This window comes from Pseudomonas sp. P4_C3, from assembly GCF_056402075.1.
Genome location: NZ_JBFUIC010000032.1, coordinates 18,271 through 34,493, shown reverse-complemented (window position 1 = coordinate 34,493; position 16,223 = coordinate 18,271). Strand labels below are relative to the sequence as shown.

General features: G+C 59.3%; 16 protein-coding genes. 11 read left to right on the top strand and 5 right to left on the bottom strand.

Annotated features, from left to right (window positions below; all coding sequences use genetic code 11):
- The first annotated feature begins 501 nt into the window (after positions 1-501).
- From AC1DVH_RS08825 to AC1DVH_RS08795, 7 genes are all read left to right on the top strand, one after another.
- A complete protein-coding gene (locus AC1DVH_RS08825; RefSeq protein WP_477753455.1) occupies positions 502-2,160 on the top strand; it encodes a Na/Pi cotransporter family protein in 1,659 nt (552 codons plus the stop codon).
- Between the two features lie 56 nt (positions 2,161-2,216).
- Positions 2,217-3,593: a M16 family metallopeptidase gene (locus AC1DVH_RS08820; protein ID WP_477753454.1), complete on the top strand. Its 1,377-nt coding sequence runs from the start codon at positions 2,217-2,219 to the stop codon at positions 3,591-3,593.
- A gap of 228 nt (positions 3,594-3,821) precedes the next feature.
- On the top strand, positions 3,822-4,850 hold the full coding sequence (locus tag AC1DVH_RS08815; protein ID WP_477753453.1) for a DUF5924 family protein: 1,029 nt from the start codon (positions 3,822-3,824) through the stop codon (positions 4,848-4,850).
- A 53-nt stretch (positions 4,851-4,903) separates the two neighbouring features.
- Positions 4,904-6,052 (top strand): ABC transporter permease, encoded by a 1,149-nt coding sequence (locus AC1DVH_RS08810; RefSeq protein WP_477753452.1) that lies wholly within the window; start codon positions 4,904-4,906, stop codon positions 6,050-6,052.
- On the top strand, positions 6,049-6,852 hold the full coding sequence (locus tag AC1DVH_RS08805; RefSeq protein WP_477753451.1) for an ABC transporter ATP-binding protein: 804 nt from the start codon (positions 6,049-6,051) through the stop codon (positions 6,850-6,852). The genes AC1DVH_RS08810 and AC1DVH_RS08805 overlap by 4 nt, the downstream gene beginning before the upstream one ends.
- Position 6,853: 1 nt before the next feature.
- Positions 6,854-7,792, top strand: coding sequence for an MlaD family protein (locus AC1DVH_RS08800; protein WP_477753450.1), 939 nt, complete (start codon positions 6,854-6,856; stop codon positions 7,790-7,792).
- The gene (locus tag AC1DVH_RS08795; protein ID WP_477753449.1) at positions 7,789-8,412 is read left to right on the top strand and encodes an ABC-type transport auxiliary lipoprotein family protein; all 624 of its coding nucleotides are present in this window, start codon (positions 7,789-7,791) and stop codon (positions 8,410-8,412) included. The genes AC1DVH_RS08800 and AC1DVH_RS08795 overlap by 4 nt, the downstream gene beginning before the upstream one ends.
- Before the next feature lie 126 nt (positions 8,413-8,538).
- Here AC1DVH_RS08795 and AC1DVH_RS08790 read toward each other — a convergent pair whose 3' ends face one another.
- Together AC1DVH_RS08790 and AC1DVH_RS08785 are read right to left on the bottom strand one after the other, a co-directional pair.
- A complete protein-coding gene (locus AC1DVH_RS08790) occupies positions 8,539-9,189 on the bottom strand; it encodes an HAD family hydrolase (protein WP_477753448.1) in 651 nt (216 codons plus the stop codon).
- A 26-nt stretch (positions 9,190-9,215) separates the two neighbouring features.
- Positions 9,216-9,761, bottom strand: coding sequence for a gamma carbonic anhydrase family protein (locus AC1DVH_RS08785; protein ID WP_477753447.1), 546 nt, complete (start codon positions 9,759-9,761; stop codon positions 9,216-9,218).
- Positions 9,762-9,849: 88 nt separating this feature from the next.
- Here AC1DVH_RS08785 and prlC point away from each other — a divergent pair, with 88 nt between their 5' ends.
- Together prlC and AC1DVH_RS08775 are read left to right on the top strand one after the other, a co-directional pair.
- A complete protein-coding gene (gene prlC, locus AC1DVH_RS08780) occupies positions 9,850-11,901 on the top strand; it encodes an oligopeptidase A (protein WP_477753446.1) in 2,052 nt (683 codons plus the stop codon).
- Entirely contained in the window at positions 11,898-12,185 is a 288-nt protein-coding gene (locus AC1DVH_RS08775; RefSeq protein WP_008018424.1) for a YheV family putative zinc ribbon protein, read from the top strand. Before prlC ends, AC1DVH_RS08775 begins: the two co-directional genes overlap by 4 nt.
- A gap of 41 nt (positions 12,186-12,226) precedes the next feature.
- On the opposite strand, the gene AC1DVH_RS08770 is transcribed toward AC1DVH_RS08775, so the two are convergent.
- From AC1DVH_RS08770 to AC1DVH_RS08760, 3 genes are all read right to left on the bottom strand, one after another.
- A complete protein-coding gene (locus AC1DVH_RS08770) occupies positions 12,227-12,871 on the bottom strand; it encodes a phosphatase domain-containing protein (RefSeq protein WP_477753445.1) in 645 nt (214 codons plus the stop codon).
- A gap of 109 nt (positions 12,872-12,980) precedes the next feature.
- Positions 12,981-13,529 carry a hypothetical protein gene (locus tag AC1DVH_RS08765; protein ID WP_477753444.1) on the bottom strand — a complete coding sequence of 183 codons (549 nt, stop codon included), beginning with the start codon at positions 13,527-13,529 and terminating at the stop codon, positions 12,981-12,983.
- An 85-nt stretch (positions 13,530-13,614) separates the two neighbouring features.
- The gene (locus tag AC1DVH_RS08760) at positions 13,615-13,917 is read right to left on the bottom strand and encodes a hypothetical protein (RefSeq protein ID WP_056726732.1); all 303 of its coding nucleotides are present in this window, start codon (positions 13,915-13,917) and stop codon (positions 13,615-13,617) included.
- Between the two features lie 219 nt (positions 13,918-14,136).
- On the opposite strand from AC1DVH_RS08760, the gene AC1DVH_RS08755 reads away from it, so the two are divergent.
- Positions 14,137-15,195 (top strand): PA0069 family radical SAM protein, encoded by a 1,059-nt coding sequence (locus AC1DVH_RS08755; RefSeq protein WP_477753443.1) that lies wholly within the window; start codon positions 14,137-14,139, stop codon positions 15,193-15,195.
- A gap of 245 nt (positions 15,196-15,440) precedes the next feature.
- Positions 15,441-16,172: a carbonic anhydrase gene (locus tag AC1DVH_RS08750; protein ID WP_477753442.1), complete on the top strand. Its 732-nt coding sequence runs from the start codon at positions 15,441-15,443 to the stop codon at positions 16,170-16,172.
- The last annotated feature ends 51 nt before the right edge of the window (positions 16,173-16,223 follow it).

Genomic DNA, 16,223 nt, shown 5'->3' with positions numbered 1-16,223 from the left:
GGTGAGCATAATGACCCCCTGTGGTGTAGCGCCCCAATGGAGCAAGTTGACGGTACCGCGCGACGTTCTACGTTCTGTACTTAAGCTGTAGTTGGCTAACGGTCTTCGCGCCAGCATCGCATAGCCAAAGAAGGGATTGAAACAAAACTGTCATGAAACCGTGTTCACGCAGGCATGCAAAAGGGGCCCGAAGGCCCCGATTTTATGTAGGAGCGAGCTTGCTCGCGATGGTCGTTAACGAAAACGCGTGTTTACGAGGTAAACACGGAGCGCTCGAGTCCATCGCGAGCAAGCTCGCTCCTACATAAAATCGGGGCCTTCGGGCCCCTTTTGCATGCCTGCGTGAACACGGTTTCATGACAGTTTTGTTTCAATCCCTTCTTTGGCTATGCGATGCTGGCGCGAAGACCGTTAGCCAACTACAGCTTAAGTACAGAACGTAGAACGTCGCGCGGTACCGTCAACTTGCTCCATTGGGGCGCTACACCACAGGGGGTCATTATGCTCACCCTGCTCAATTTGCTTTCTGCCGTGGCCCTGCTGATCTGGGGCACGCACATCGTCCGAACCGGCATCCTGCGGGTCTACGGCACCAATTTGCGCCATGTCATCAGCCATAACATGTCCAACCGCTGGCTGGCTTTCGTCTCCGGGATCGCCGTGACGGCGATGGTCCAGAGCAGCAACGCCACCGCCATGCTGGTCACTTCCTTTGTCGGCCAGGGCCTGATGGCGCTGACCCCGGCACTGGTCACCATGCTCGGTGCCGATGTCGGTACGGCCCTGATGGCGCGGGTGCTGACGTTCGATCTGTCGTGGTTGTCGCCCCTGCTGATTTTTGCCGGGGTGATTTTCTTTCTGTCGCGCAAGCAGACCCGACTCGGGCAGATGGGCCGTGTCGCCATTGGCTTGGGCTTGATCATTCTGGCGCTGCAACTGATTGTCGAAGCCGCGCATCCGATTACCCATGCCAAAGGGGTGAAGGTGATTTTCGCCTCGCTCACCGGCGACCTCCTGCTCGACGCCCTGGTCGGCGCGCTGTTCGCGATGGTTTCCTATTCCAGCCTGGCCGCAGTGTTGCTCACCGCGACTCTGGCGGGCGCCAACGTGATCAGCCTGCCGGTGGCCATCGGGCTGGTGATCGGCGCCAATATCGGCAGCGGCGTACTCGCCTTCCTCAGCACCAGCATGCAGAACGCCGCCGGGCGGCAAGTGGCGCTGGGCAGCCTGCTGTACAAACTGATTGGTCTTTTATTGATCATTCCGGTACTTGATCCGCTGGTGCGCTGGCTCGATGGCCTCGACTTCAGCCCTCAGGAAATGGTCATCGGCTTTCACCTGCTCTACAACACCGTGCGCTGTCTGATCCTGCTGCCCAGTGTCGGGCCGATGGCCAGATTTTGTGCCTGGGTACTGCCGGAGCGCCTGCAGGCCAACGGCACGGCCAAGCCCCGGCACCTTGACCCCACAGCGTTGGTCACGCCCGGTTTGGCGCTGGCCAACGCGGCCCGGGAAACCCTGCGCATGGGCGACCTGATCGACAACATGCTCGAAGCCATGCTCGACGTGTTGCGCGGCAAGCAAACCGCCGTCACCCAGGAAATGCGCCGCCTGACTGACGATGTCGAAGCGCTCTACAGCGCGATCAAGTTGTATCTGGCGCAAATGCCCCGGGAAGATCTCAGCGATCAGGACAGTCGGCGCTGGGCGGAAATCATCGAACTGGCGATCAACCTGAAACTCGCCAGCGATTTGATCGAACGCATGCTGCGCAAGGTCCAGCAGCAGAAAACCTCGCAGCGCCGGTCGTTTTCCGAAGTCGGGCTGGACGAATTGACCGGGTTGCAGACGCAGTTGATTTCCAACCTGCGACTCGGGATGTCGGTGTTTCTCAGCGCCGACCCGGAAAGCGCTCGCCAGTTGGTGCGTGAAAAACGTCGTTTCCGTGCACAGGAGCGGCGCCTGGCCCATGCTCATGTCAGCCGTTTGCAACGTAAAATCGTGCAGAGTATCGAAACCAGTTCGTTGCACCTGGAGCTGATCGCCGACATGAAGCGTCTGAATTCGCTGTTTTGCAGCAGTGCCTACGTGGTGCTGGAAACATCAGACACCGGCGCGCTGGTGGTCGACGATTTGACTGACATTACGCATTCACCCTGAACGTCCACAGTTACTTGAAGTCTGTTGAACTCACGCTAGCCGTACGGAAGCTTGTTATGCGTTGCCTGTTGTTCGCCTGCCTGTTGCTTGGTTCTTTTCCGTCGCTGGCCCTGGATCGCTTCCAGGTCGAGGGCTACACCCTGCGCAACGGTTTGCAGTTGCTACTCAAACCCGGCACTGACCGCGGGCATGTGGCGATCCGGCTGGTGGTCGGCGTTGGCCTGGACGATTTCAATTGCGAAGAAAAGGAATTGCCGCATCTGCTGGAACACCTGTTGTTCAGCGGCATCGACGCCAGTGGCGAAGGTGGCCTGGAAGAACGCATGCAGGCCCTGGGCGGTGAGTGGAACGCCTTCACCAGCAATGCCGATACGACTTTCGTCATCGAAGCGCCGGCGAAAAACCAGCGCAAGGTGCTCGACCTGCTGCTGGCGCTGCTGACCCAGACCCGTTTCGACGACAACGCCATCCACGCGGCCAAGCAAGTGGTCGAGCGTGAAGACGGTGGCCACTACTCGCACCTGCAACGCTGGCTCGATCGTCAGGACCTCGGCCACACGGCTAGCAACCAACTGGCCGTGGAGCTGGGCCTCAAGTGCCCGGAGCGTGCGCAAGTCGATGATCTGACCCATGAGCAACTGGAGCAGGTGCGCAAGGACTGGTATGCGCCGAACAACATGACCCTGATCGTGGTCGGCGACCTCGACAAGTTGCTGCCGGCCTATCTGGAGCGGGCGTACGGCGCGCTGGACGCGATTACGCCTGGCGAGCATCCGCCGCTGCCGCAAATCCAGGCCAGCGCCGCCCATGAGCGCACCTTGACCCACGGTCTGGTCGGCAACAGCGCCAAGTTGCACTGGCTGGTGCCGGAGCCGGTGCTGGACGACGGGCACGACCAAACCTTCGATTTGCTCAAGGACTACCTGGATTGGGCGCTCTATCGGCAGCTGCGCCTGGCTCACGCTTTGTCCTACGGCCCGTGGGCGGAACGCGAGGTGTTCGGCGGCGTGGGTTTCATGAGCCTCAATGCCGACCTTGAACGCGACGACGTGCTCGCGGCCGAACAAGTGCTCGATGACTTGAAGGCCGGACTGCTCAAGGACGGCCTCAATGCCGACACCTTCAACCGCCTCAAACAGGCCGCGATTGCCCGTCAGGCCTGGGCCGTACAAGGCAACAGCGCGTTGGCCGACTACTACTGGAGCGCCATCGGTGATTACGAGGACGGCCGCTTCACTGCCCCGGCCCGTGAGCTGCAAGGGGTGACGCTGGAAGAGGCGAACAAGGCCGTGCGTGAGCTGCTGTTGCAGCCGGGGTATTTGCGGATCGAGAAGCCGCTGTTCAGCTATGACCAGTTGATGTGGTTGGCGGTCGGGGGGGCGGGCTTGATCATGTTGATGCTGGTGGGCTGGCGTTTGCATCGCAGGAAGTAACCATTCCATGTGACAACGGACTGATAGACCTTGCCGGTTACCTGTGGGAGCGAGCTTGCTCGCGATAGCGGATTGTCAGCCGACGAAAAATGTTGGATGTGCCGACCTCATCGCGAGCAAGCTCGCTCCCACAGGTGCGCGGTGTAACTGACCGTGAGCCCTCGCCACAGAGTCGCACCAACGGTACCCTGTCGAGGTTTTTTCCTACGACGACTGTGAAACCGCCGAATGCAAAACCTGACCCTTTTCGTACAGCGCATCCTTGAATTGATGAAGCGCTACCCTGGGGTCATTGCGCTCTGTGGTTTCATCTCCGGGGTGGGCAGTTTCATTCTGGTCGATCGCCAGCAAGGCCTGGCGAGCTGGATCACCACCATCATGCTGATCAGCTGGATCTGGTTGATGCTGGAAAACAGCCTGACCAAGCTGTTCACGCGCATTTTCAAGCGCGAAATACCGGAACCCTTGCTGCGTTACGCAACGCAGATGATCCATCAGGAAAGCCTGTTCTTTGTCCTGCCGTTCTTCTTCATCACCACGACGTGGAACAGCGGCCAGCTGGTTTTCACCGGGCTGCTGGGCGTCGCGGCGCTGATTTCGATCATCGACCCGCTCTACTACAAGTGGCTGGCGCCACGGCGCTGGGCGTTTCTGGCCCTGCACACCCTGACCCTGTTCGCCGCCCTGCTCACTGCGTTGCCGGTGATCATGCACCTGACCACCGCACAAAGTTTCAAATGGGCGCTGGGCATCTCGGTGCTGTTGTCGTTTCCGAGCCTGGCGTCGATCTTCCCGATTCGTACCATACGCAGTGCGTTGGCGATTTTGAGTATCACCCTGGGCATTGGCGTCGTTGGTTGGGAGCTGCGCTCGTGGGTGCCGCCGGCGACGCTGTGGATGACCGACGTGGCCATCAGCACGCAAATGCAGGACCGCACGCCTGGTGCCAGCCTCGAAGAAGTCAGTGCCGAACAGATACGCAATGGCGGGCTCTACGCGTACACCGCGATCAACGCCCCGCGTGGCCTGGACGAGCGGATTTATCACGTCTGGCAGTTCAACGGTAAAGAGGTCGACCGCATTCCTCTGGATATTCACGGCGGGCGCAAGGAAGGTTACCGGGCCTGGACCCACAAGCAGAATTTCCCGGGCAACCCGGCTGGCAAATGGCAGGTTCGGGTGCTGACCGAAGATGGCCAGGTCATCGGCGTGCTGCGCTTCAAAGTCACGGACAGCACAGCGATCAAAGAAAAGTAATCCGGTTCGTGCTATTACGTAGGCTGCGTAATCACTGAACAAGCACGGAGCTTATGATCAGCAGCACGATGGCCGGCAACGCCCGATTAGACACGTCGCTTACCCCTGCGCGGTTGCGGGTGACGGGCGACTGGACGCTTACCCATTACGCTGACCTCAAACTGTTGAGCGAAAAGCTCCACGGCCAGTACGACGYCAACACCCCCATCGATCTCAACGGTCTCGGCGCCCTCGACACCGCCGGCGCCTCGCTATTGGTAGAGCTGCTCGGCTCCGAGCGCATTGGCCGCTCCGCCGAACATCCTGATTGCACACTCTGCGCCGCCGATCGGGCGTTGCTGCAAACCGTCTACTGCTCGTTGACCGATTTCTGCATACCGATCAAGGAGCCGGAAGTCAGCGTTACCATTCAGTTGCTGACCCGCATTGGTCGCGCTGTGGACATCGTCTGGCAGGACACCCTGCAACTGCTGGGTTTCGTCGGCCTGATCATCGAAACCATCGTCCGCGGCCTGTTCCGTCCCAAGCGCTGGCGCGTCACACCGATGATCGCCCATATCGAACAGACCGGTCTCGACGCCGCCCCCATCGTTGCGTTGCTGACTTTTCTGGTGGGCGCCGTGGTGGCGTTTCTCGGGTCGACGGTGCTGGCCACTTTCGGCGCCACCGTCTTCACCGTGGACCTGGTGGGGTTTGCCTTCCTGCGCGAGTTCGGTGTGTTGCTGACTGCGATCCTGATGGCCGGGCGCACCGCCAGTGCGTTCACGGCGCAAATCGGTTCGATGAAGGCCAACGAGGAAATCGACGCCATCCGCACCCTGGGTCTCGATCCCGTGGAGTTGCTGGTGGTGCCGCGGGTCCTGGCGTTGCTGATCGCCCTGCCGATGCTGACCTTCCTGGCGATGCTGTCGGGGATTATCGGCGGTGCCGTGGTCTGCGCGCTGGCGCTGGATATCTCGCCGGCGATGTTCCTGTCGCTACTGCAAACGGACATCGGCGTTCAGCACTTTCTGGTGGGGATCGTCAAAGCACCGGTCTTCGCCTTCCTTATCGCTGCCATCGGTTGTCTTGAAGGCTTCAAGGTCAGTGGCAGCGCCGAGTCCGTCGGCGCCCACACCACGTCGAGCGTGGTGCAGTCGATTTTCGTGGTGATCGTGATGGATGCGATAGCCGCGATGTTTTTCATGGAGATGGGTTGGTGAGTCGTGTCCCCCGTGCGCCCTCCGAGGCGGTGATTGAAGTCCGTGGACTGTGCAACCGCTTTGGCCRCCAGAGCGTGCACGAGAACCTCGACCTGGACTTGTACAAAGGCGAGATCCTCGCCGTGGTCGGCGGCTCCGGCAGCGGCAAATCGGTACTGCTGCGCAGCATTGTCGGGCTGCGCCAGCCCAGCGAAGGCGTGGTGAAAGTCTTCGGGAAAAACCTGCCGTCCTTGTCCGAACACGAGCGTTCGCTGGTGGAGCGGCGATTCGGCGTGCTGTTCCAGAAAGGCGCGCTGTTCTCTTCGCTGACCGTAACCGAGAACGTCGCCCTGCCGCTGATCGAACACGCCGGCTTGAGCCGCAACGACGCCGAGCACCTGGCAGCGGTGAAAATGGCCCTGGCCGGGTTGCCGCTGTCGGCGGCGGAGAAGTATCCCTCGTCGCTGTCCGGTGGCATGATCAAGCGTGCCGCGCTGGCCCGGGCATTGGCGCTGGATCCGGACATCCTGTTTCTCGACGAGCCCACCGCCGGCCTCGATCCGATCGGTGCCGCTGCGTTCGACCAATTGATCCTGACCCTGCGCGATGCTCTGGGCCTGAGTGTCTTTCTGGTGACTCACGACCTCGACACGCTCTACACCATCACTGACCGGGTGGCGGTGCTGGCGCAGAAAAAAGTGCTGGTGGCGGACGCCATCGACAAGGTGTCGGAAACCAACGATGCGTGGATTCACGAATACTTCCATGGCCCTCGTGGCCGCGCGGCATTGACGGCCGCCCAACAGCTCAACGAGGTCTGACATGGAAACCCGAGCCCATCATGTATTGATCGGCCTGTTCACGGTGATTGTGGTGACGGCCGCGCTGCTGTTCGGCCTGTGGCTGGCCAAGTCCAGTGTCGACACCGAGTTCAAGGACTACGAAGTCGTGTTCAACGAGGCCGTCAGCGGTTTGTCCAAGGGCAGTTCGGTGCAGTACAGCGGGATCAAGGTCGGCGACGTGATCTCGCTGCGCCTGGACCCGAAAGACCCGCGCCGGGTACTGGCGCGAATTCGCCTGGCCGGCGATACCCCGGTCAAGGAAGACACCAATGCCAAGCTGGCCCTGACCGGGGTCACCGGGACCTCGATCATCCAGCTCAGTGGCGGCACGCCTCAGAGCCCGACGCTCAAGGGCAAGGACGGCAACCTGCCGACCATTATCGCCTTGCCCTCGCCCATCGCCCGCCTGCTCAATGACAGCGAGGACCTGATGGCCGGGGTGACCACGCTGATGCATAACGCCAACCTGATGTTCTCCACGGAAAACATCGAGCGCATCAGCAACACCCTGGAGCATCTGGAGCAAACCACCGGGACCATTGCCGAGCAGCGCGGCGATATCCGCCAGGCCATGCAGCAACTGGCCTCGGTGGGCAAGCAGGCCAACACCATGCTGGAGCAGACCACGGCGTTGATGCGCAATGCCAACGGGCTGCTCAACGAACATGGCAAGGAAGCGCTGGGCAGCGCCGAGCAGGCGATGAAGTCGCTGCAGGAGAGCAGTGGCACCCTCAACAAACTGATCACCGCCAATCAGGATTCTCTCAACAGCGGCATGCAAGGCCTCAATGGCCTGGGCCCGGCGGTGCGTGAGATGCGCGAAACCCTGAGTTCGTTGCGCACCATTACCACACGCCTGGAAGCCAACCCCAGCGGTTACCTGCTGGGCAGTGAAAAGACCAAGGAATTCACGCCATGAAGCTGATTCGGATTGCCCTCTTCGCTGGCTTCACGCTGATCAGTTCGTGCTCGATCCTGCCCAAGCCCGAGCCCTTCGAAGTCTATCGATTGCCGTCGGCTCAGAGCGCATCGGCCAGCCATGGCACGCCGCAGCGCTGGTCGCTGCGCCTGAGCAAGTTCCAGTCCAGCGAAGCGTTGAACAGTCCGAATATTGCCGTGATTCCTCAGGGCGATGTGATCAGCCACTACAAGGGTTCACGCTGGAGCGACCCGACGCCGGTGCTGGTGCGCAATCGCCTGCTGGAAGGTTTCCAGCATGACGGACGGGTGCCGTTGCTGAGCACCGATGACAGCATTTTCCAGACCGATCTTGAATTGGGCGGCAGCCTGCAGGCGTTCCAGACTGAATACCAGGGCACGAATGCCAGCACGGTCGTGCGTCTGGATGCATTGCTGGTGCGCAGTTACGACCAGCGCATCCTCGCCAGCCGCCGCTTTGAAGTGCGCCAGCCACTCAGCGATGTGCAGGTCCCGGCTGTGGTGGTCGGGTTCGGTCAGGCGAACGATCAGTTGACCACGCAGGTGGTGAACTGGGCGGTTGAGCAAGGGCAGAGGCTGGCGCCGTCACCCAGACCTTGAAAGCCTGCGCAGTCCCCTGTGGGAGCGAGCTTGCTCGCGATGACTGAGGTACATTCACAATCAATGTGCCTGACACACCGCTATCGCGAGCAAGCTCGCTCCCACAGTTGATTTGTGTCGGCCGTATCAGCTCTGCAAAAACGCCTGATGCAGTTCAACCAGCGTTTCAAAATGATACGCCGGCGCTTCGGCGCTCAACTCTTCGTGGCTGCCGAACCCGTAACCCACCGCTGCCGCGTCCAGCCCGTTGCTGCGTGCGCCGATCAGGTCGTGCTTGCGGTCGCCGATCATCAGGGTGTTGGCCGGGTCCAGGTTTTCTTCGGCCATCAGGTGAGCAATCAGCTCGACCTTGTTGGTCCGGGTGCCATCCAGTTCGCTGCCGTAAATCACCTTGAAGTGTTTGGCAAAGTCGAAATGCCGGGCGATTTCCCGGGCGAACACCCACGGCTTCGAGGTCGCAATATACAGCTGTCGGCCTTGCCCGCTCAGGGTTTCCAGCAACGGCGTGACACCATCGAACACCCGGTTTTCGTAGAGTCCGGTGACCTTGAAGCGCTCGCGGTAGAAATTCACCGCCTCCCACGCCTTCGGCTCGTCGAAATCGTAGAACTGCATGAACGCCTGCAACAGCGGCGGGCCAATGAAGTGTTCGAGCTTGCTCAGGTCCGGCTCTTCGATCCCTAGTTTGCTCAAGGCAAATTGAATAGAGCGGGTGATGCCTTCGCGTGGGTCGGTCAGGGTGCCATCGAGGTCGAACAAAACGGTTTGGTAATGCATGTTGAATCCTGAATAAGAGTGCCGGGTCAAAGCTGGTCGTAACCTTCGGCCAGATGCAGGTCCTTGAGCTTCACGTAGTTCGCTGCGCTGTAGGTGAAAAAGGCGCGCTCCTTGTCGGTCAGCGGGCGGATCTGCTTCACCGGGCTGCCCACATACAGGAAGCCGCTTTGCAAATGCTTGCCCGGCGGCACCAGGCTGCCGGCACCGATGATCACATCATCGTCGACGACCGCGCCGTCCATGACGATGCTGCCCATGCCGATCAACACTCGGCTGCCTACCGAACAACCATGCAGCATGACCTTGTGGGCGATGGTCACGTCATCGCCGATCAGCAATGGAAAGCCATCCGGGTTGAACGGCCCGGCGTGGGTGATGTGCAACACGCAGCCATCCTGCACGCTGGTGCGCGCGCCGATGCGGATGCGGTGCATGTCGCCACGAATCACTGTCAGCGGCCAGATGGAGCTGTCTTCGCCAATTTCAACGTCGCCGATCACCACCGCCGAGCCGTCGACAAAAGCGCCTTTACCCAGCAGTGGCGTGTGGTTCTGATACTTGCGAAGGTTCACGATAGGGTTTCTCTCTGTTGCTGATAGCTGCGGTGAGCGTCGATTGTAATTAAGATGACTGCATGTTTCTCCAGCCAAGGTATCAACCGTGAGCGTGAACAACCCTCTTTTGCAGTCCTACGACCTGCCGCCGTTCTCCGCCATCCGCGCCGAACACGTACAACCGGCCATTGAACAGATCCTGGCTGACAACCGTGCCGCCATCGTCGAGATCCTCAAGACCCAGGCCAAACAGCCAACGTGGGCCGGCCTGGTGCTGGCGATGGACGAGCTCAACGATCGCCTGGGCGCCGCCTGGAGCCCGGTCAGCCACCTCAATGCCGTGTGCAACAGCGCCGAACTGCGTGAAGCCTACGAGTCGTGCCTGCCGGCCTTGAGCGCCTACTCCACCGAGCTGGGCCAGAACCGCGAACTGTTCCAGGCCTTCGAAGCCCTGGCCAGTAGCCCGGAAGCGGCCGGTTTCGAGGTGGCGCAGAAAACTATCCTGGAACACTCCCTGCGTGACTTCCGTCTGTCGGGTATCGACCTGCCGGAAGCCGAGCAGAAGCGTTACGCCGAAGTGCAAAGCAAGCTGTCCGAGCTGGGCAGCCGTTTCTCCAACCAGTTACTCGACGCCACTCAGGCGTGGACGAAACACATCACCGATGAAGCCGCCCTCGCCGGCCTGACGGATTCCGCCAAGGCGCAAATGGCCGCCGCGGCCCAGGCGAAGGACCTGGATGGCTGGCTGATCACGCTGGAATTCCCGAGCTATTACGCGGTGATGACCTACGCCCAGGACCGCGCATTGCGTGAAGAAGTTTACGCGGCGTACTGCACCCGTGCGTCGGACCAAGGCCCGAATGCCGGCCAGAACGATAACGGCCCGGTCATGGAAGAAATCCTCGACCTGCGTCAGGAACTGGCAAAACTCTTGGGTTTCAGCAGTTTCTCCGAGCTGAGCCTGGCGACCAAAATGGCCGAATCCAGCGATCAGGTACTGAGTTTCCTGCGCGATCTGGCCAAGCGCAGCAAGCCGTTCGCCGCCCAGGATCTGGAGCAGCTCAAGGCTTACGCCGCCGAACAAGGCTGCCCGGATCTGCAGAGTTGGGACAGCGGTTTCTACGGTGAAAAACTCCGTGAGCAGCGTTACAGCGTGGCCCAGGAAGCCCTGCGCGCCTACTTCCCGATCGACAAGGTGTTGAGTGGTCTATTTGCCATTGTTCAGCGCCTGTACGGCATCGAAATCGCCGAGCTCAAAGGCTTCGACACCTGGCACCCGGATGTCCGCCTGTTTGAAATCAAGGAAAACGGCCAGCACGTCGGTCGCTTCTTCTTCGACCTGTACGCTCGCGCCAACAAGCGCGGCGGTGCCTGGATGGATGGCGCCCGCGACCGTCGCCGCACGGCTGGCGGCGTGCTGCAAAGCCCGGTGGCGAACCTGGTGTGCAACTTCACCCCGGCCGACAGCGGCAAGCCTGCGCTGCTGACCCATGACGAAGTCACCACCCTGTTCCATGAATTCGGTCACGGCCTGCATCATCTGCTGACCCGCGTCGAGCATGCTGGCGTGTCCGGCATCAACGGCGTGGCCTGGGATGCGGTCGAACTGCCAAGCCAGTTCATGGAAAACTGGTGCTGGGAGCCGGAAGGTCTGGCGCTGATTTCCGGTCATTATGAAACCGGCGAACCACTGCCGCAGGACCTGCTGCAGAAAATGCTCGCGGCGAAAAACTTCCAGTCCGGCCTGATGATGGTGCGCCAACTGGAGTTCTCGCTGTTCGACTTCGAACTGCACGCCACCCACGGCGACGGCCGCAGCGTGCTGCAAGTGCTCGAAGGCGTGCGCGACGAGGTTTCGGTGATGCGACCACCGGCCTACAACCGTTTCCCCAACAGCTTTGCGCATATCTTCGCCGGTGGTTATGCCGCGGGTTATTACAGCTACAAATGGGCTGAAGTGCTGTCGGCCGATGCGTTCTCGAAGTTCGAAGAAGAAGGTGTGCTCAATGCCGACACCGGTCGCGCCTTCCGTGAAGCGATCCTGGCACGCGGCGGTTCCCAGGAGCCTATGGTGTTGTTCGTCGACTTCCGTGGCCGTGAGCCATCGATTGACGCACTCTTGCGCCACAGCGGCCTGAGTGAGGGCGCAGCAGCATGAGTGAGGGACCTGTGATTACGAAAAAACGCTTTATCGCCGGGGCGGTCTGCCCGGCATGCAGCGAGCCGGACAAATTGATGATGTGGAATGAAGACCAGGTCCCGCACCGTGAGTGCGTGGCCTGCGGTTACTCCGACACGCTCAATGAACAAGGGCTATCGGTGCCCAAGGAGTTGGGTACGCGGGTTAATACCAGCGCACTCAAACCAGCCGACACCAAGGTTCAGGCGGTTCAGTTCTTCCCGAACCCGAAACTGAAGAAAAAGCCGGACGAACAGCACTGAGTGAAAAAAAGCCCCCTTGCGCCATGCAACGGGGGCTTTTTTTATTCAATATGGGCGGACTTGAACCAGCTCTTCATCGAGCACGTGGCGAACGGGCTGGTGCTGCAATCGCCATTGGCCAGGGCCGTGCGCAGTTTTTCGACGTCGGCCTGCATCATGTAGCGGATGCCGTCCTTGAAGTGGGTACTGTCACCAAAGCCGCCCTGGGTCATTTCGTTCAGGGCCTCTTCCTTGGTCCAGCCCTGGATGACAACCCGGTACATGGCTGCCATCAGGCCGGTACGGTCGGAGCCGTGTTTGCAATGCATCAGCACCGGGCCTTTGGCTTCGGCAGACTTGATGGCGCGCAAGGCCTTGAGTACATCGGCGTCATCCACATGGTTGGTGCGATAAGGCAGTTGTACTTGAGTGATGCCTGGCGTAGACAACCAACTGGAGTCCGCTTCAGGCAGGAAGTTGATCACCGTCCCGACCTTGAGTGTCTCCAGCAGCGGCACCGCCCCCTTGTCCGGCAAGGCGCTGCGATAGAGCGTCGGCGACATCTGGAAGAGGTTGTATTGCTTCTCTACCGGTTGAGCCCAGTCTGCCGGACGGTGCATCACACTGTCGTCAGCAAGTGCCGATGTCAGGTTAACGAGTGCGACCAGCGACAGGCATATTGCAGATAAAAAACGTGGTAAAGGCATGCTTGAGCGACCGTTCAGAAAGGGACGGGAAGATGGTGGCAAGGATTAGTCATGCACGGTCAAAGGCCTGTGAGCGGACCGTCAAAGAATCGTGAAGTCCGCGCTCGGGTTACAGTTTCAGTTTGATGAATGTTTTGAGCAACTCGTTCAGTGCGGTCCCATAGTCAAACACCTGTCCAGTTTCAGGGTTGCGCTCACTTCCTTCAAAAGGCGAGCCGGAGTCCGCAGATTTGGTCTCGTACACACCGAGGCTATACAGTTGGTGATCCTCTTCATCAATGTCGAAGACCTCAACATCTACTCGAAGCTCGGGTGGTTCAGCGGGAAGACGATAAAGATACGCTATGCCCTCAGGAGCAATTATTTGTTGATGATAAAAAGCGAGTGCAAGCTCCGTAAGAGCTGCATTGTCCTTTTCGTCGATACTATTGTCTGGGGTAACATTAATGTCGGACCACGGGTCAAAATCGAGCTTTAAAGTTTTACCGTCGTCTTTTATATGGAGTGTCACGGATGGAGCAGTCGCGAGAGCATCAGCGAACTGCCCCATTGTTTTGTTCAGATACTCGCCTGCCCTTATTAGCTTGATAACTACCTGCACATCTTCCGGCGTTTTTATTTGTTGTAGATAAGCACCGGTTTTTATGGGCGTGGACATTTTTATCCTCGTGGCTGCCTGGAATGCATGCGGGAGCCCGCATGCATTCGGCAATAGCGCTTTCCAGTGATTGAAAAGTCAGGGCTCAGGGATTGACGATACTGGCATAAGCCTTTGCCAGCGCCTGTAGCTTGGCTTTGTCGTCGGCATCGACGTCACCGTCACCGTCTACATCCTTTCCAACGACCCTGATGCTGAAAGAATTACCGCCGTCAGAGGAAACGGCATTGAAAAAAACCGAATCCACCAGTGCTTCAACTTGCTTTTCGTTATCGGCATCCCAGCTTAGTTCCTTGCGTGCCAGTTGCAGAGAAACAACTGTATTGGGCTCCGAAAGGCTCGGTTGCATCAGTTGGAGGAAGATACCGCGCTGATTAAAAAAAGACATCAATAAATCCTTTTATTGGTTAGGTGTAGGTGGCGTTGCAGGAGAGGTGAATATACGATTTGGTATTGAATTCAGCCACGCGCTATATGTTTCGTTAGTTTGCGGCTGGCGTGTTAATTATCAGCTGAGCGATCTGCCATCGAATCGCAGGCCGAACGGTACTGGGCGCTAGCGACGCTTTCGTGTACTGTATGAATATACAGTCAAGAGGGTCCGTCGATGACCACTTCACTACCCCCTCGCGGCCGCGGCACCGCAACCAACCCGCACAACCGTTTTGCCCCCAGCCATTCGGTGGTTGAGGACGACGGCTGGTACCAGGAAGTACCGCTCACACAGGGCACCGAGGTGCGCATCGAAACGGCGAAAACCATCATTACCCGCAACACGTCGCCGGACTTGCCCTTCGATCGCTCGATCAATCCCTATCGCGGCTGCGAGCACGGTTGCATTTATTGCTATGCGCGCCCCAGTCACGCCTATTGGGACATGTCGCCGGGGCAGGATTTCGAGACGAAACTGATCGCCAAGACCAATGCCGTGGATGTGCTGGAAGAGCAACTGTCCAAACGTGGTTATCAATGCGCACCGATCAATCTGGGTTCCAACACCGACCCGTATCAACCGATTGAGCGTGAATACCAAATCACCCGCCGAACCCTCGAAGTGTTGCTGCGCTACCGCCATCCGGTAACCATCGTTACCAAGGGATCGCTGATTCTTCGCGACCTGGACTTGCTGACCGAGCTTGCCAGCCAAAGACTGGTTGCGGTAATGATCAGCCTGACCACCCTGGACGACGAACTCAAGCGCATCCTCGAACCGCGCGCCGCAGCGCCCAAGGCCCGGTTGCGGGCGATCAGGGTCATGCGCGATGCAGGCATCCCGGTGGGCGTGCTGTGTTCACCGATGATTCCGATGATCAACGACAGCGAACTCGAAAACCTGCTCACCGAGGCCCATGCGGTCGGGGCACAGAGCGCCGCTTACATGATGCTGCGCTTGCCACTTGAAGTGGCGCCCCTGTTCGAGGAATGGCTGGCGGCCCACTACCCTCAACGGGCGGCGCATGTGCTGAGCCTGATTCGCCAGAGCCGTGGCGGCGAGCTTTATGACAGCCGCTTTGGTGCGCGGATGCGCGGTGAAGGCCCGTTTGCGGACCTGCTGGCGCAGCGCTTTGCCAAAGCGATCAAACGGCTGGGGCTCAATCACCGGGAGGGGTTCAATCTGGACTGCGAAGCCTTTTGTCCGCCCGGTCGCCAAATGTCGTTGATTTGAGGACAATTGGCCTATGGTTGAGTACTGAAGATCGCGCTCACGCCTTAGGCTGGTCACGTTTTTTGTGACCTGGAACACGCGTCCTAGAGCGTTTTATTCAGTTTCAATTAAGATTCGGCCGCTACCTTGTTCATCGAGTGACTGATGGGTCGAGATGTTTGGCCTGGATGTTTTTTAACCAGCCACTGGCATCACCCCCGGAACACACGGGATGACTCCCTGAGCCCGCCAATGAGGATGAATTGATGAGTGACAAGGATAAACAGCCGTTGGCTGCGTCGGCTTCAGCCCAACCCGAGACGGAAACCGCCGATGCAGCGTTGCAGCACATCGTTGACGGCTTTTTGCATTTTCATCATGAGGTCTTTCCCCAGCAGGAAGAGCTCTTCAAGAAACTCGCCACGGCCCAGCGGCCGCGAGCGATGTTCATTGCCTGCGCCGATTCGCGCATTGTTCCTGAATTAATCACTCAAAGCTCCCCAGGCGATCTGTTCGTGACTCGCAACGTCGGCAATGTTGTGCCGCCTTACGGGCAAATGAACGGCGGTGTTTCCACGGCTATCGAGTACGCCGTGCTGGCCCTCGGCGTGCATCACATCATCATTTGCGGGCATTCCGACTGCGGCGCGATGCGTGCGGTGCTCAACCCGGACAGTCTGGAAAAAATGCCCACGGTCAAAGCCTGGCTGCGTCATGCCGAAGTGGCCAAAACCATGGTGCAGGAGAACTGCAACTGCTCCAGCGAAAGCGAAAGCATGCACATCCTCACCGAAGAGAACGTGATCGCCCAATTGCAGCATCTGCGCACCCATCCGTCGGTGGCCTCGCGCATGGCCAACGGTCAGCTGTTTATCCACGGCTGGGTCTACAACATCGAAACCAGCGAAATCAAAGCGTACGACGCCGATCGAGGCTGTTTCCTGCCGCTCAATGGCAGCCTGCCGATTCCTGTGGCGACGCCCAAAGCGCGCTTCTAAACCCTCCTAAATCGTTGTGTGGTTCATCCGAGGCTGCCGTTCAGGCAGCCT

Bases quoted from the DNA above. Each gene is read 5' to 3' on its own strand.
- AC1DVH_RS08750 (WP_477753442.1), top strand. From the start codon at position 15,441: ATGAGTGACAAGGATAAACAGCCGTTGGCTGCGTCGGCTTCAGCCCAA.
- AC1DVH_RS08795 (WP_477753449.1), top strand. From the start codon at position 7,789: ATGAAGCTGATTCGGATTGCCCTCTTCGCTGGCTTCACGCTGATCAGT.
- AC1DVH_RS08760 (WP_056726732.1), bottom strand. From the start codon at position 13,917: ATGTCTTTTTTTAATCAGCGCGGTATCTTCCTCCAACTGATGCAACCG.
- AC1DVH_RS08755 (WP_477753443.1), top strand. From the start codon at position 14,137: ATGACCACTTCACTACCCCCTCGCGGCCGCGGCACCGCAACCAACCCG.
- AC1DVH_RS08765 (WP_477753444.1), bottom strand. From the start codon at position 13,529: ATGTCCACGCCCATAAAAACCGGTGCTTATCTACAACAAATAAAAACG.
- AC1DVH_RS08820 (WP_477753454.1), top strand. From the start codon at position 2,217: ATGCGTTGCCTGTTGTTCGCCTGCCTGTTGCTTGGTTCTTTTCCGTCG.
- AC1DVH_RS08770 (WP_477753445.1), bottom strand. From the start codon at position 12,871: ATGCCTTTACCACGTTTTTTATCTGCAATATGCCTGTCGCTGGTCGCA.
- AC1DVH_RS08790 (WP_477753448.1), bottom strand. From the start codon at position 9,189: ATGCATTACCAAACCGTTTTGTTCGACCTCGATGGCACCCTGACCGAC.
- AC1DVH_RS08815 (WP_477753453.1), top strand. From the start codon at position 3,822: ATGCAAAACCTGACCCTTTTCGTACAGCGCATCCTTGAATTGATGAAG.
- AC1DVH_RS08775 (WP_008018424.1), top strand. From the start codon at position 11,898: ATGAGTGAGGGACCTGTGATTACGAAAAAACGCTTTATCGCCGGGGCG.
- AC1DVH_RS08800 (WP_477753450.1), top strand. From the start codon at position 6,854: ATGGAAACCCGAGCCCATCATGTATTGATCGGCCTGTTCACGGTGATT.
- AC1DVH_RS08825 (WP_477753455.1), top strand. From the start codon at position 502: ATGCTCACCCTGCTCAATTTGCTTTCTGCCGTGGCCCTGCTGATCTGG.